The 16,718-nt window shown below is 58.3% G+C and carries 7 protein-coding genes; 3 read left to right on the top strand and 4 right to left on the bottom strand.

What is annotated here, in order from left to right:
- Window positions 1-204: 204 nt before the first annotated feature.
- The gene (locus ACIOMO_RS25675) at window positions 205-444 is read right to left on the bottom strand and encodes a hypothetical protein (protein WP_401244277.1); all 240 of its coding nucleotides are present in this window, start codon (window positions 442-444) and stop codon (window positions 205-207) included.
- A gap of 255 nt (window positions 445-699) precedes the next feature.
- On the opposite strand from ACIOMO_RS25675, the gene ACIOMO_RS25670 reads away from it, so the two are divergent.
- From ACIOMO_RS25670 to ACIOMO_RS25660, 3 genes are all read left to right on the top strand, one after another.
- Entirely contained in the window at window positions 700-1,989 is a 1,290-nt protein-coding gene (locus tag ACIOMO_RS25670; RefSeq protein ID WP_401244275.1) for a phospholipase, read from the top strand.
- Window positions 1,990-2,037: 48 nt separating this feature from the next.
- Window positions 2,038-3,996, top strand: coding sequence for a DUF1302 domain-containing protein (locus ACIOMO_RS25665; RefSeq protein WP_401244273.1), 1,959 nt, complete (start codon window positions 2,038-2,040; stop codon window positions 3,994-3,996).
- A gap of 193 nt (window positions 3,997-4,189) precedes the next feature.
- Window positions 4,190-5,518: a DUF1329 domain-containing protein gene (locus ACIOMO_RS25660; RefSeq protein ID WP_401244281.1), complete on the top strand. Its 1,329-nt coding sequence runs from the start codon at window positions 4,190-4,192 to the stop codon at window positions 5,516-5,518.
- A gap of 71 nt (window positions 5,519-5,589) precedes the next feature.
- Here ACIOMO_RS25660 and ACIOMO_RS25655 read toward each other — a convergent pair whose 3' ends face one another.
- The 3 genes from ACIOMO_RS25655 to ACIOMO_RS25645 are packed head-to-tail and all read right to left on the bottom strand — an operon-like array spanning window position 5,590 to window position 16,699.
- Window positions 5,590-8,418: an RHS repeat-associated core domain-containing protein gene (locus ACIOMO_RS25655; protein ID WP_401244271.1), complete on the bottom strand. Its 2,829-nt coding sequence runs from the start codon at window positions 8,416-8,418 to the stop codon at window positions 5,590-5,592.
- Window positions 8,415-12,857: a SpvB/TcaC N-terminal domain-containing protein gene (locus ACIOMO_RS25650; RefSeq protein WP_401244269.1), complete on the bottom strand. Its 4,443-nt coding sequence runs from the start codon at window positions 12,855-12,857 to the stop codon at window positions 8,415-8,417. Before ACIOMO_RS25650 ends, ACIOMO_RS25655 begins: the two co-directional genes overlap by 4 nt.
- Window positions 12,854-16,699: a neuraminidase-like domain-containing protein gene (locus ACIOMO_RS25645; protein ID WP_401244267.1), complete on the bottom strand. Its 3,846-nt coding sequence runs from the start codon at window positions 16,697-16,699 to the stop codon at window positions 12,854-12,856. Before ACIOMO_RS25645 ends, ACIOMO_RS25650 begins: the two co-directional genes overlap by 4 nt.
- Window positions 16,700-16,718 lie beyond the last annotated feature (19 nt).

Below are 16,718 nucleotides of genomic sequence, written 5' to 3'. Positions count from 1 at the left end.
GGGATCGTATCGTCACCTGAAATGGCGTACCGCCAGCTCAAACCGCTGTACCAAAGCATCCGCAAAATCACCGGCTACCCCGCCTAAAAAACACACCACAATCCCCCTGTAGGAGCTGCCGAAGGCTGCGATCTTTTGATCTTGTTTTTTAAGATCAACATCAAAAGATCGCAGCCTTCGGCAGCTCCTACAGGGATCGTATCGTCACCTGAAATGGCGTACCGCCAGCTCAAACCGCTGTACCAGAGCATCCGCAAAATCACCGGCTACCCCGCCTAAAAAGCACACCACAATTCCCCCTGTAGGAGCTGCCGAAGGCTGCGATCTTTTGATCTTGTTTTTTAAGATCAACATCAAAAGGTCGCAGCCTTCGGCATCTCCTACAGGGATCGTATCGTCACCTGAAATGGCGTACCGCCAGCTCAAACCGCTGTACCAAAGCATCCGCAAAATCACCGGCTACCCCGCCTAAAAAACACAGCACAAATCCCCTGTAGGAGCTGCCGAAGGCTGCGATCTTTTGATCTTTTTTTTCAGGATCAACATCAAAAGATCGCAGCCTTCGGCAGCTCCTACAGGGATCGTGTTGAGATTTGAATTGGCGCCATCGGAGACTTTTTCTGGTGAGATCGGACAGTGTCACGGGCGGGGGCGGTTGTTAGGCTCATCCCCCACGGCACCTCCAATAAGAACCCGGCAATGAAGCTGACATTCCTCCTGTTGCTGCTTTGTGCAACGGCCCCAAGTGCTTGGGGCTGGTCGAACCATACGGTGGGCAGCTACCTGGCGTTGCAGGATCTGCCGGGGTTGCGCGATGCGCCACTGGTGGAAGTCGAGCCGCTGGAAAACTTCCTCACGCAGCAATACCAAGCCGTCAGCACATTGCTGGAGGAGCAGGAAACCTTCGCCCGCGATCACTTCGCTCAATACCCGCCACGCCCCGATGCGCTGAAATTACCGGCCACGCCGAGTGACAATCTGCGCCACGACTTTTTCACCGCGCTGCGCATCAACCCGCAGATTCATCTGGCGATGGTCATCCAGCCATTGCCCGGCAAAGACCTGCCCGAGCGCGAGCATTTGCAGGCCAATCAAGTCATGGTCGAACAAACCCTGTCACCGTGGAATCGCCAGCGCTTTATCGTCGTCGCCAACCACGAAAAAGTCGCGCCACTCGCGGTGCTGGCCAGCGCCGCCGACGAACCGGATTACGGCCACGACATCAACCTCTTCACTGACAACCCCGGCGACGCTGGCGCGCGCTACGGCTTCGGCCCGCAACCCTTTGGTGACGAGCGTTTCCAGTACAGCTCGCAAGCGCCGTTCCACATGGGCTTCTTCCACGAAAGCCCGGTGGTCTATGCCGCTGCCGGATTCCTCGAACGCAGTTGGCCGGACTGGCGCGCGTATCAATACATGGGCCTGGCGCGACTGGCATTTGCCAGCGGCCATCCGTATTGGGGTTATCGCTTTCTCGGCTGGGGCCTGCACCACGTTCAGGATCTGACACAGCCGTATCACGCCAAGCCATTGCCGGGCGTCGACCTCGCCAGTCTTCTGCTGCTGGAAGGCAAGGCTCTGGCCGGTTTCGCCGCCGACAAACAGGCCTCCATCGAACGCGTTGCGACCCGGCACATGGAAGTCGAAAAGTATCAATCGACCTGGCTGCGGCGTTTGCTGCGTGCCGGCAATCCGCATCCGATGCTCGACGCTTACACCGATGTCGCTCAAGACAAAAGCTATCCGCCGTACTCGGTCGACTACCTGCGCGAAGTGGTCAGCGCCGAGTCGGTCGACGACTCCGCCGCCTTCGACGAAGCGATCGGCCAATGGCTGGAAACGGCGCCAGCGACCAGCGATTTCAGCAGCGGCAATCAGCTGCAACGCGAAGATTTCGACCATCCGGCACTCAATCAACAGCTGTTCAAACTGCTCGGCCATTTCGGCGCGCACAGCCGGATCTACGTCAGCGCGGGATTGGCGCCCTAGCCACCGCGACAGGACAAAAAACAATAAAAAACAGGGAAGGAGGAACACATGATCAACACTCGATTGCGCCTGACGGGCGCGGCGCTCCCCGGTGTCGGCCTGGCAGGGCTGCTGCAACTGTGCGCAGTCGATGCGGCGCACGCGGTGGAGTTCAGCTTCATGGACAAACAAGTCACCGGTTCGATCGACACGACGTTGTCGTACGGTCGTATGTGGCGGGTGCAGGGGCGCGACAAATCCAACGATGACGTCAACACCAACGACGGCAATCGCAACTTCGACACCGGGCTGGTTTCCGAGGTGTACAAGATCACTTCCGAGCTTGAAGCCAACTATCAGAACTACGGTTTGTTCATGCGCGGCACGGGGTTTTATGACACGCAGCTGATGGACAAGCGCAACAACTATTACGACAACAACAGCCCCTCGCAACCGAGCCAGAGCTACCCGCAGGACGACCGTTTCACCAGCCAGACCCGCGATATTGCCGGCAGCCGCATCGAGATGCTCGACGCGTATGTGCACGGCAGTTGGGACGTCGCGCAGATGCCGGTGACCGCCCGAGTCGGGCGACAAGTGTTCAACTGGGGCGAGGGGATTTTCTATCGCGGCGGGATCAACACCACCAACCCGGTGGACGCGGCCAAGTACCGTTTGCCCGGCGCCGAAGTTAAGGAAGTGCTGGTGCCGGTAGAGGCGCTGAGCTTCAACGTCGGCCTCACCGATTCGCTGACCATGGAGAGTTTCTACCAGACCAACTGGAAAGAAACCCGCATCGATCCGGTCGGCACCTTCTATTCGCAGACCGACCTGTTCGCCGATGGCGGCAACACCGGTTACAACAACTTCAGCGGCACCGCGCTCGACACGCCGGTGCCGGGGTTTGGCAACGTCATCGGCTTGTACAGCGCGCTGGGTAACAACCCGTTACTGAGTTCGGCCCTGCAAACCACCGGGCTGTACGCCAACGGTGTGACGCCTGCGTACGGCAACACGTTGAAAGTGGCGTCGATCGGCAAGGACTACAACGCGCGCAACGACGGTCAGTTCGGCTTCGCTTTCCGCTACATCGCCGAGCAGCTCAACAGCACCGAGTTCGGTTTGTACATGGTCAACTACCACGCCAAGGAACCGACCATCGCGGCGGATCTGGGCGGGTACAAGGGCATCGACATGGATGCGCTGACCAACCTGTTGTCCGGCGTTGCCGGCGATCAGGCCGGGGCGCTTGCCGGTGGTCTGGCCACGGCCGATGTGATGGGCAACATTCAGGCGCATCGTCGTTACGCCGAAGACATCCGCATGTACGGTTTCAGCTTCAACACCACGCTGGGCGAGGCCTCGGTGTTTGGCGAAATCGCTTATCGGCCGAACCTGCCGATTGGCGTCGCGGCCACTAACGATTTGATCGGCGACCTGGCCAACGGTGCGGCGGTGGCGGTGACGGGCCGGTCGATCAACGTCGGCGGACAGATGGTCAATCTCAACAGCGAGATCAACAACGCCGAGCGCGTCGAAGCGTTCAACACCTCGCTGGGCACCATCTACAACTTCGGCCCGACGGCCTCGTTCGACTCGCTGTTCGGCATCTTCGAACTGGCATCAGAACACCTGCGTGGCAGCAATCTGCAATACACCGCTTATGACGGCAGCACGCGTTATTACGCGGGGACTGGTAACTATTCCTATGTGTCCGGTGGTGATCGCGATGATCAGGTCAACCGTGATTCCTACAGCTACACGGCGATGCTCAACGGCACGTGGAACGACGTGTACGCCGGGGTCAACGTCTCGCCTTACATCGTTTACAAAGACGACTTTCAGGGCAACAGCTACCAGGCCGGCAACACCATCGAAGGTCGCAAGGCCTACACGCTGGGGATCAAGGCCAATTACCAGAACAAGCTTGAAGCCGAGTTGCAGTACACCGAGTTCTACGGCGGCGGACAAAACAATGGCATCCGCGACCGCGACAACGTCGGGTTCAACCTCAAGTATTTCCTTTGAGCTGCACACGAGATTTCTGCAACACCTAATCCCCCTGTGGGAGCGAGCTTGCTCGCGAAGAGGCCGGCACATTCAACACAGGTATCGACTGATATACCGCTTTCGCGAGCAAGCTCGCTCCCACAGGTTTCGCATTCTGGAGAAAGTCATGTTGCACACGTCACGATTGACCACGACCACGCTGGCGCTTGTCATGAGTCTGCTGGCCGGCAGCGTTTTCGCCGCCATCACCCCGCAACAAGCCGAGCAACTGAAAACCACCCTGACCCCCATGGGCGCCGAGCGGGCTGGCAACGCCGCCGGCACCATCCCGGCCTGGACGGGCGGCATCACCCAAGCCCCGGCCGGCTACAAACCGGGTCAGCATCACCCCGATCCATACGCGGCGGACAAACCGCTGTTCACCATCACCAAAGCCAATCTCGACCAATACAAAGCCCACCTCAGCCCCGGCCAGATCGCGCTGTTCAATAGCTATCCCGACACCTTTCAGATGCCGATCTACCCGTCCCGTCGCTCCGGCTCGGCGCCGCAGTGGCTGTACGACAACACCTTGAAAAACGCGACCTCGGCGAAACTGCTCGAAGGCGGCAGCGGTTTCTCCGATGCCTACGGCGGTGTACCGTTTCCAGTGCCGAAGGACGGCGTCGAAGTGCTGTGGAACCACATCACTCGCTATCGCGGCATCTACGTCGTGCGCCGCGCTTCCGAAGCGCCGGTGCAGCGCAACGGCAGCTTTGCGCTGGTGACGTCGCAACAGGAAGCACTGTTCAACTACTACCGCCCGAACGGCCAGTTCGCCGACCTGAAAAACATCCTGTTCTACTACCTCGCCTTCGTAAAAAGTCCGGCGCGTCTGGCCGGTGGCGCAGCCCTCGTTCACGAAACCCTCGACCAGCTCAAAGATCCGCGCCAGGCCTGGGTCTACGACGCCGGCCAACGCCGCGTACGCCGCGCGCCCAATCTCGCGTACGACACGCCGATCGCTTCCTCCGATGGCCTGCGCACCGCTGACGACACCGACCTGTTCAACGGCTCGCCGGATCGCTACGAGTGGAAGCTCAAGGGCAAACAGGAAATCTACATTCCCTACAACAACTACAAAGTTTCCAGCCCCGACGTGAAGTACGCGCAACTGCTCACCCCGGGCCACCTCAACCCGCAATACACCCGCTACGAACTGCACCGGGTCTGGGTGGTGGAAGGCAACTTGAAACCGGGCTCGCGGCATATCTACTCGAAACGCGTGTTGTTCCTCGATGAAGACAGTTGGGGCGCTGCGCTGGTCGATCAATACGACGGGCGAGGGGAGCTGTGGCGCGTGTCGATGGCCTACCTGAAAAACTTCTACGACCTGCCCACCACGTGGAGCGCGCTGGACGTTTTCCATGATTTGCAGGCCCGTCGTTACTACGTGCAGAACCTCGACAACGAAGAAGCCGAGACCGTGGATTTCGCCCAGCCGGTGCCCGAGGATGCGTACTTTATGCCGTCGGCGTTGCGCCAGCGCGGCACGCGATAACCGACCTGGAACCAGGCCATGCCTCGTGCAGGGCATGACCTGGGCCAACTCGATCAAGGCAGAACGCTTAATCAGAACCGCTTGAAGTAGTTCGCGGGGAACATGTTGCCTATGTCATCAGCCAGCCGGGTTTCAATCTCAATCTGGTTGAGATGCCCCACGGGGACTTCAGCGAAATTGAAGAAATTGAAGCCGTCGCTGATGTTGATGTCGGTGGACTGCTGTTGGGAAGTCAGTTGATGCCATATCCAGGTACTTGAAGCCCCGGTTGAATAGGCCTGCACCAACTGGTCGTTAACCAGCGTCGGATTTTGTTGCGGCTGTTGCGTATACAGCGGCGCGAGCGCAGCGACGTCAGCCATGGCAATTTCATACGCAGGATCCTGCGGCATCCGCGGAGTGACGTTGAGGCTTGAAGCTACTTGGGGGTAGCGACTCTCCGAAAGCAAGTGCGGCATTGGATAAATCACCCAAGGATCGATGACCAGCGGATCCAGGCCAGGGTCTCCCAGTAACGTGAATCTGTGTCCGGGAATTTCCGAGAGGTGAACGGGAAGTAGCTGGCTGTTGCGTGCTGAGGATGAGAGCAGGCTGGAACTGACGACAGCGTATTCATCGCAATTGCCGGTCGCAGCGGCCACTGCGTGTTGTGCCCAGGGCTGCACGGCCGATGGTTGCCCGACGTTGGCGCGCAGAGCATTGGTCATTGTTGAGGACCGCTCCAGACTGTTGGAAATGGCGCCGATCTGATTGCCTGGGCCGTTTGAAAGTAATGAGCGTGTCGTCCAGATCGTGTCATAGGCCAGTCTGTAACGCTCAAGATCGCCAGGATCCAGATACGCGCTGGAAGCGCTGTGCGCAACCGAAGCGCGTGTAGCCGCCGGGGCCGGGGTTGTGGGCTGGGTACTGAAAGTGCCGACTTCATACTTGAAGAGGCCGGCATGATCCTTGTACCGCAGTGGATTGTTGGCGACGAACGCATACAGATTCAACCCGTCTACCCTCCCGGCCGGATCCGCACTGATCCAGCGTTGGAGCCAGGGCGCGTAGTAACGCGAGCCGTAGTAATACAGCCCGCTGGCATCGCGCTCTTTGCCGGAGTAGCGAACGGTGCGGTAGTTGGCCACGATTTCGCTCCGCGCCGCCCGCCATGCGGTCGAACCAAAAGGGTAATAACCTTCCTCGCTGATGCGTTGGCCGTCGCCATCGAGTTCTAGGGTCGTGCAAGCGGGATGGTCATTAAAGGTGTATCGCAGAGCACCATTGTTGATGGCGTCAGGGCGGCCTTTTTTCCAGTACAGACACGTGACCTGGCACGCTCCCGCGTCGACGGTGATGACATCAAGCGTTGACCTGCTGTCAGTGCGCACTTCCAGTCCCGGCAAATACAGCGTCTGGCGCAGATGTGTGGTGGCGTGGGCTTTTCGAATTTGACGTTTGCGTACGCGTTGACCAGTGGCGTCGTAGAGATAGGTTTCCTGGTCGGCGTCGCCATCGGCTCGTTCGATCACCGCAACACGTTGCAGTTGGTTGCGGATATTCCACTCCAGCGGCTGGCCCGGTTGCAGGGCGAGCTGGTTGCCATTGGCGTCGAAGCCATTGTCGAGATCGGGTGGGACATCGCCCTTTTTCCGGCGCAGGGCGCGGTTACTGCCGACGGCGACTTGCAGGGCGCGGGTGTAGTTGTTGCCTTCAGATTGATGCCGCAACGTTATGAGGTTGCCGCGCGCGTCGTAGCTGTATCGCTGAGTGAAATTGACCAAACGACTGAGGTCACCGGACGCAGGGAGCCAGGCAGGGAGCGACGCTTGCACGCGCGCGCCTTTTATCTCCCGTCCTGTCGCCTGGATCAGTTGATAAAGGCTGTCGTACTCATAAGTACTGACGGGGAGGATGCGCTGGTTGGTGTGGTGTTGCTCGGCCTTGCTGCTATCCGTAACGCTCACGACATTGCCGACCCGATCGTAGTCGACGTGCATTGATTGCAGGATTCGACCATCGGCCGTGGCCACCTTGCGTTCCTTCACCCAGCCATTGGCGGGCTGGTAAGACGTCTGCTGGGTGATTTTGCCACCGACATTCTGCGAAGTGATTTGCCCCTGCTCGTTGTAGGTCACCTGGTCGAGAAGCAGCGTTTGCCCGGTGTCATCGTGCTTTTGCAACGTGATTTTCTTCAGCTGGCCCGCCACATCGAATTCACGACGCTGGATATGCCCGCTGGCGTCTTTTTGCATTCGCAGCTCACCCGTCACAGCGTACTCCCAGGCTGTCGAGAAGCCGGGATCACTTTCCAGCAGGGGTTCCCGCTCTTCAGGGATTTTTGGCCAGCCCCCCGTGAGCGGCTGTTTCAGCAAACGCCGGGTTTCGCCAATCAGGTTGCCATGCAGATCGTACTCCGCCAACGCTCGACTGCCGGCGCTATCGTCATGACGAACCAGACGGCCGCACAGGTTGTAGCGCGCATTGTCGGCCGAGCCGTCGGCGTAGGCCAAGCGCTCCATGGCTTGTTGTGTGCCTGCGTTGTGTTGCTCGAGGATCACTACCGGACGCATCAGGCTATCGTGTTCGAACTGCCAGTGACTGCCGCGCGCATCCCACTTTTCCTCAAGTTGCCCAGCCTCCCCGAACAGGCTGACGCACCAGCCGGCATCAGCGCTTCGGGTCAGCAGGATCGCACCGGACAGGCTGGTGATTTCGCTGAAATCTGTGATGGAGGGACTGGCATCGACCGTGGGTGAATGGTGCTCGACGGACTGCCGGTAGATGTCGTGCAGGCTTCTGCTGATGCGTGCCTGCGGACGGCTGAAAGGGTCATTGCACAAGTACCTGACCTGGCGGATTTGAACCCCGCGGCTATCGACGACGTTCAGGGTCGGCGTATGGCGATGAAGAGCGCTCATGACGCGTCTCCCGGCTCAAGCGAGAGCGTGTTCTCGAAAGGCTTGTCGGCGTGGGTATCGTTTTCGTCCTCGCTCAGGGTGTACCAAGGGTGATAGGCATATCGGCGCTCATCACCGCTGGCATTGATGACCCTGATCAATCGCCCTGCGGGATCGTAGAATTGCTGATCGCAATAGCCCGATGTACGTTTTATCGCGTCGTGGCTGTAGCGGTAATCGTCACTGAACCATGGCCGGTAGACACGGATGACACGACCCTTGTTGTCGTATTCCACCGGTGCACTGACTCGCCAGCGTGCATCGACTTTCTGTTTGTTTTGCAGAGACCGGCCAAAGCCGTCCTGACTGGCGATCATGATGCCGATCTGTTGCCCGGCAGCGTCCGGGTAGCGATCAGCCTGCAATGCAACACTGTGCACCGGTTCACGCACGGCGTTGCTTGTCTCACGCCGCAAGTAGCGTTGCGCCGGTGTCAGGGTTGCGAGTTGCTGCAAGCGTTTGCGGGTGCTGGCGCGAATGAAACCGCCCGGGAGCAATTCGCCGGACGCAATCGCCTGATTGCGCCATTGCGACTCTTGTTCAGCATCGACAGGTGCCACCGTTCCCATCCAGCTCAGAGGGGCATAGAAAAATGCGCTGGCCGATTGTTGCAAGGACTGCTGAGGCGACTCGATGGCGGCGACAGTTGACGTGTTCAACGGATGAGCGTCGAGCGGTTTGAAACCCTGTTGCTTGTCGACGATGTTTTTGTACTGGCTGAGCACGCGCACTTTTCCAAAGCCATCGTAACGCGCTTCTCGGATGATGCCGTTGGGGTCGATCAGTTGGGTAGCGCTCAGGGTTCGATAGTCAATGGCGCGTGTTCGCGTGGTGCATTGATCCGGCAGCGTGATCGAAGTAATCAGGCAATGGTAACGGTCATAGCCGATCGTAGTCGGCGCCTGTTGTCTGCTGGCGCTGAACGTTTTGGGTCTGAAAAAACCGTCCGCGCCCTGGTAAGTGGTGTAATCGCGTCGCACCGACCAGAGGTCTGCGGCAATCGCCCATGTGTCTTGCAGTGGCGGCGCGATGGTCATATTCCGGTAGCCGCTGGCTTGCAGTTTTTCGCGGATATCAACAGCACGGGGCGCGGTCTGGAGTGTGGCGAAGGCTTTGAGTGCCAAGTCGTTGATCTCGGCAGTTTCGCGATGATCCATCAGCGCTTCGATACTTGCCTGGCCATCGGCCAATGTTTCATCAGTCTTGCTGTCGCGGTAGCGCAGCACCGACAGAGCGGTCAAGACGCGCAAGGTTTTCCAGCGAGCGGTGGCGCTCAGTTTCAGCATGCTTTCATGGTTGATGCCGGCGGGGTCGAGTCCGTCGGGGAGCGGCGACTTGGGCAATCTCAAGGCGTGGGCGCATTGTAGATACGGCAATCCCAGGCGATGGCTCTGCCCTGCATTCAGATGAATGAAGCGTTCTCGATTTTCCTGCACGTAGTAAAACTGCTGTTGATCGTCATGCGCATCACGCCACCATTGTTGTTGCCACTCATCAGTGAAGGGACTGGCATCAGTGGCCTGTTTGCGTCGGGCATAACGGATCTCCATGGAGTGGGTGGTAAACCCGTACTGATCCCATTGCAGATTGAGTGTATGGCGGCATTGCGGATCATCGGCGATCCGCTCGTAATCAAGGCGTACCGTTTCGGCAAGTACGGGGTGCACGATGGAACAGGGACTGTGCTTGCCGCGTCCCCGGAGTTCGTTCAGTTGATAACGATACGTCTGCACTGAGTAAGGAACCACTGATCGGGCATCGGCATCGCGGGCGTAAGTTTCTTCACGGAGGACGCTGCCCGCCAACGCGATGGCCATCTCACGCTGACGGGATTTCCAGTGGGCTGTCGCCGCCTTGCGTTTGTGGGTGTCGGGAGACCAGCTTTCGCCTGTGTTCTGAATGGCTGGTTTCAAGGCGACCGCGTCTTTGTCACGCCAGTCCGAAACCGGCAACAGTGGATCAATGGTGTCACCGCTGTGGAACCAGGTTTTGCTGAGCATTGGCGGGGTATGAGCGCTGTAGGGGCTGGATCCGCTCTCGAGGCTGTCTGTCTGTTCAAGCAATCCGAAACCGCGGAACTCACGCTCTGCACTGTCGTAGGCTGCGCGTCGGTAAGTGAAATGGCGGGTCAATCGATTGTCGGTAATTTCGTCGTGCACGGTCTGTTCCTTGACCACGGGTAACGGAAACGGCAATCGACAGAGCGTTTTTTGGTTTTTCGCCAGTAACTGTTTTTTCTCATCCAGCCACTCTTGGGCAGAACTGCGATAGCGGATGCTGTGAATGGCGCCCATGTTGTTGTCGGTTGTACCGAGCAAGTACGGTTTACCGTTGACGAAGTCATAGCGCCAATACCTCGTCGCGCTTCCCGGTATCTCGATCACCAGGCTGGAGCAACCGGTTCCCTGCAGGTCGGCTGCCCTCACCTGACAGAAACGATCCAGGTGCAGGCCATTCGGCCAAGGCAATTTGATCGGTGCCGCCAGTCCGTTGCCAAAGCAGTTCATGAAAATACGGGCACCATCGGCTTGCAGATAGATCAGGTCGGTGGCGCCGCTGCCATCCAGGTCAGCCAGCAAAATGCGCGATGCATCGAAGGATTCGTAGGCAAAATCAAGTGGGGCAATGACCCGGCCTGTTCCGAATCGGCCTCGTCCAAGATTCGGCCAGCACTTCATTTCGTTGTGACGAATGCGCACCAGATGTTGCTGGCCGCTGCCCAGCACATCGCTGAAGGCCACCAGTTCGCTGGGGGAGTGGTTGTCACTGGGCAAGTCATCGTCATCAGGCATGCGCAGTATGTCGGTTGCCATTTTGAACCCTGCCTTGCCCAGGCTGGCATTCAGCCTCACGCTGCGGGGGCCGATGATGGCCAGATCGCCGAGGCCCGTCCCCATCAGATCGACCAACTGTCCGTTGGCCTGGAAAAACTCTGTGGGGAATGCCTCAAAGGGCGTGAATCCCGACCATTTGCCTAAAGCATCAAGGGTGAAAAAGCCGCTGATGCCCGGTTGGAGCATTAGCCAGTCCGGCCGGTCATTGCCGGTGAAATGGCCAAGGATTTGCCGGACAGATTTGCCGGTGTCAGCGACGGGGATGTGTGGCAGTAATTGCGCAGGCAGATAGTCCACACGATCGCCGCCGTCCTCATGACGTTTGGGGGCACAGTAACGCCATGCTTTTTCAGTCCGCTGAAGAATCCCCGGCAGACCCTCGCCGTACAGGTCGACAAACTGAAACAAGGGCGGATGTTGCAGCGTGTTCAGCACTTCGAAGGGCTGGAACCGGTTTGTCTCGGGTTGCCAGTCAAACGGGGTGTAGGAGAACTCGAGCGGAGGCAGGTAATCGGTATTGCCGTCACTGCCATAGGCCTGATTGAACACGGCGGTCAGCAAACTACAGGACAGGGGCGAGGTCTGGTACTCGAACAAAGTGCGGCGTACCAGTACCGGGCCGCTGGTCATTTTTTCTTCATCAGGGAAATGGTGAAACATCAGCACCTGCTGGCACAGGCGTGTGGTGCGCAGCTCAAAACCATAGCGAAAGTCCGAGAACGGATCTGGACGCTCCTCTACGATGGCTCGCCCGGCGACGTCAGGTTTGTCCTCCAGCGTGGTCGCACGTTCGCCGTAGTCGAAACATAATTCGAAATGGCAGCGTTGATCCGTGGCGGATGGATGGGTGAATGCGTAAAGCTGTGGAGCGCCAGTGACGTTGCCATAGCGCACACGGGTCAAGTAACACTGGATGCCTGTAGCGAGGGGCTCGGCGGTGTACTCGTAAAGGATGTGTTCACCGTGGGCATTCATGCTTTCTTCAAGCAACCATTCCGCAACATGATCAGGGTGGGCCGGATCAGCGCGGCGTGCCGACGGTGTTTTGCCATAGACGTGCTGGTGGCCATCCGCGCTGCCTACCAGCCAGAACCCGACCGGGTTATCAGCGCTCGCCCAGTGTTCGATACGGTCGAAGCCGCGCTCGACCCGGGGGCGGTAGCGCACCACGCTATGAACGGGGTTTGTCGTATCGTCAGCGTAGTGTTTCCGGGTGGATTCGATCGCACCGCTGTCCTTGTTCCGGTCGGGCATCCAGACCGTGCCTTCGGGGCCGACGAACAAATCCTCATCGTTGTATGCCGGTACGCCCAGGCTGGTGCGCCGGGATATGGTCGGCACTGGCAGGTACCAACCCAGACCGAATACCCCATTGCCGTGGCTGGAGCTGTAGCGTAAGGACAGTGCTGGCGCATAACCGCGACCTGCCGAGATCGGCAAGGCGATTTCGCAGGTGGCCGCGCCGCTGGAACCGACCGTGCCGATGTCCACTCCGAGCGATTGAATCGCACCGCCTCCCTTGGGTAGCGACTGCGGCGTTGCTATGAGTTGAGAGTCTTGGGTCATGGCGTGAGCCCTCCGACCCTGGCGGTGTAGCGCAGGTGAACGATGACATCGGTGAGCGATTCGAGCATGGCTCTTTGCGAGTGGTGATTGGGAAAGGACAACTTCCACTTCGAGACCGCACCGGTGTATTCGAACGGCAAGAAGCGCTCATCCTGAAAGTTCAGCATGAACAGGCCGCTGTCATCGACGCCCGTCGACAGTGCAATTTGCTGATTCAGTCTTGCCTGTTTGAGGACAGTCTTGCCGTCGCCGGGCAAGACCACTTCACTCGCGGTTTGGGTCAGCGTGGCGCGGATATCTTCATAAGGGCCAACGATGGCCGGCAGCGAAACACTGATGCTTTTGATCCGGCGCAGACAGTGCCCGGGATAGTCATGGTCGAAGAGCGATTGGCTCAACTCGAACTCGCAGGATCCATTGTTCACCAGCTCGAATTTGATGCCTTGCATCGCCGGGTTGCCGCCATCCCCGGGGACGATGTCATCCCAAGACTTGTTGATGGATTTCGCCCCGCCTGGCAGATCGTCCTCTTTCTGCTTGAGTCGTCGCAGCGACACGGTCTTGCGAATCTCCAGTTCGCGGTCATGGCACAGCAGGTAGGCATCGTTCATCTTCAGCAACCCAAGCTTCATTCGCTCACCGGGGCCCAGACCCCGATAGGTGGTATTCCATGCCAGATGCTCAAAGAAGGGCGGGGTTGAATAGTCGGCCAGCTCATAGCGCCAACACTGTTCCGTCAGTCGGCACAGGGCGAGTGTCGAGTCATACACCTGGTAGTAGAAGCTCGAGAGCTGATTGGTGAACCACTGATAAAGCTGTGAGTTGGTAAAACGCTTGCTGAGAAAGTTGTAGGCGTTGCGGGCTTGGTTCAGTGCTGTCCGGGTTTGTCGTAATAGCAGTTGCGAGGCGGCTTCCTTTTCGGCCTCCAGCGCCAGTTGGGCATCGATCTGGGCAATTTCCAGGGTGACCTGGTCGCGGGCGAATATCCATTCCTGATGGCGGCGACGGTATTGGGCGGCCCGTTCGAGCGCTTCGCCGGTTCCGTGGGCGGCAGTGGCTGCACCCATTGCCGCTGCTGCCACAGCCATAGGGCCGCCTTCCAGACGAAATCCTCCGTCGGCCAGGCCGAAAATATTCGGTACGAGCTTCAATCCATGGCCGACGGCCTGTGCCGCATGCGCGCCAGCCTCGGCAATGCGCCCGGTCAGATGGGCAACGGCGGCGCCGACTTCTTCAGGATTGAGGACTTCATCAACCAGCTTGCCGTAGTAGTCCCGGCGTCCCTCAAGGATGGCTCTACCGGCAAGCAATGCCTCGCGGGACTTGCGGTCGATTGTCAGGGAATGCGTCTGCAGTTCGACGGCCATGTTGGCGATGTCCCAGACATGGTGTTGTTGCAGCTCCAGATAGCTGGCCTGCTCGCTACGTTCGATAAAGGACAGCAGCGTCGCGCCGAACTGGATGACACTTTCCACCGCCGTCATGGCTTGGGCGTGCATTGCGCTGAAGCGGTAGGGTGGAATCACCAGACCGGAGCGCTGGACGTTGCCGGGCTCCGCCGCTTTTGGCGGATTGGTACTCAATGGATCGCCCGAGTCCGAAGTTGAACCGAAGATTGGAGGGTTTAAGGGCCGGCCGACGATATCGAGATTGTGCCGGAGGTTGTGCAAGCGACTTTCCAGTCTGTCCCAGTGCGCGATCAATACGGGATTGAAGGGCAACCGCAGGTGCGGGGTATCGATGGTATGGATCGACGGTGGATGGGCGTAAGGTCGCACGCACACCTCAGGTGCCAGATTTTCCTGTGCCGATATGTCTTTGTTTTCGGTGCTCAGTTTTTTTTCAAAACTGCGCAGATCCGCGTTGATCTCGCTGCTGAAGTCGCCGAGGGTTATCGCGTTCCAGATGTTGGTCTGGCGGATATCCGGGCGCGGCCCGAGCAAATCCGCTGCCCGGACATACCATAGCTTTGCCTGCGATAAACCGTCCGGGGTCAACCGGCGATAGGCGGCATCGGCGCGATTGAGCAAGATGTCGATATGGAGCATGTACAAGGCTTTTCGAAAGTGCACCGGGTGACTCAGTGCGATTTGATGCGGATCCTGCGGGCCCTGAATGGCATGGCTGAGTTGCCCTGGCGCCGGAGTGCTGGAAGTCAGCGGTACTGAGTTCCAGTAATCAGGGCTGCCGCCCTCGATTTTTTTACGACCGGGATTGAACAGGTACTGCAACCAGTTTTCGGCGTGAGCGTATTGCCGCTCCTGATTGAAACGATGGGCCACCAGCCACGGCAAATAAAGAAATAGCTCGAAGAAATAACGACCGTAGGCGCCATGGAAATCCATCTGCCCGGCATCGCCGCCCGCCTCGAAGGGCGGCTCGGGCAAGTGCTGTGAACTCCAGCTCAGCAACTCATCCATGCTGGCTTCGGCACGTTCGATCAGGTGCCTGGCGAACGTGATGTTCATTCGGATGGGCGAGCGTTTTTGTTTTTCAGTGACTGTGCTGCCGGATTCCGTGAACTCGATCTCGGATCCGGCGAAGTCGATGAACTCAGTGGTTCCCGTCTTCGCATCGAAGTGAGTGTTGATGCTGGGGGCGATGCGCTCGTTCTGAAGCGCTTCATGGAGAAATTGCAGTTGTCGTTGCTCACCCGGCGGAAAGTGCTCGGCAAGATTTCTCAGAGGAACGTCTGTGTCAGCCTCTAGCAGACCGCTTGCACGAATGTCGGATCTGGAGATGGCATCCTTGTCGATCTGCGCCGACATCCAGAGCAAATGTTTCGCAGCCTTTTTGACGTATGGCACGTCAGTGACATACAGCGTGACCAACAGGCACGCATTATTCTGATCGTAGACAGCGATAGTCTGTGTGCCCTTCAGCACTTGCTCCACGCTCAGCGTGTGCATCTCTGTATGTAGCCCATAGGCTTGCACGCAGCTTGTGGGCGTACTCCAGCTTCCATCGTATTTCTTGAAACACATATTCAGACGGAATAAAGGGTTGGTCTTGGGCTTCGCTGGATCGCTGTTGCTTGAGGCCTTGTCTTGAAAGATGCATTCGGCCCAGATCACATACAGGCGCTTGTTGAACATCACGGGACGGACAGTGTGTTCAATGGCGCTTTCGGAAAAGGGCAGATCGAAGCGGTTCCAGTCCGACCAGGCCTGGGGTTCGGGCGCATCGTATTGGCTGGTGAGTGACTCAGGGACGCTAGGTCTTTTCGTCATGTCCAGTGAGCGCCAGTACCAGGTGTTCGCCGTTCTGGATCGAGCAACAAAGTAATAAGTACTGGCGCTGAAAACGCTGCCGTCGATGTAACCGTTGACGGTTTTCAGGTTTGCCACTTCTTCCAGCCTGCTCAGATAAGCCAGTACCGTGGTTTGTACAGACTCAATGCTTAACTGGTTCTGGTTGAGGTCGTTTTCCAGTTTCTTGAAGCTCTCGGTGCTGTTCTGGCGCAACGTTGGATCAAGATAGGCCGCCGGGAAATAGTGCAGGCGTTCGTTAGTTGCCCAGCCTTGGTATTCATGCATCGCCGTGCGCCAGGTTTCAATCTGGTCGGGTGCAACAACTGCCGTTTGATACCCCTGCTCCATGCTATCCAGAATGCTGTTGATGTATTGCTGCAGGCTGGCGATAGCGCAAGCCACCGGGCTGGTCGGCACGTCCTGGCTGACCAGTACGTCCAGCAGCAAGTGGTGGTAGAGGTCACTCGCGGTCTTGAGCTGCGTGTTAATGTCGCCGCTGTTTGAAACGTCCGAATCGATCAAGGACAGATAGAGCCCGAGCAGCGCGTCACGCAGGCTTTCTTCAAGTTGTTTTTCGATCAGTGCTTTCATGTTCGTTCCTTGAGCATGA

The organism is Pseudomonas sp. NPDC087804 (genome assembly GCF_044742965.1).
In the GTDB taxonomy this organism is placed as follows: Bacteria; Pseudomonadota; Gammaproteobacteria; order Pseudomonadales; family Pseudomonadaceae; genus Aquipseudomonas; species Aquipseudomonas rustica.
Note: the sequence above shows the minus strand (reverse complement) of the source record. Positions and strands in the feature narration are given on the sequence as shown.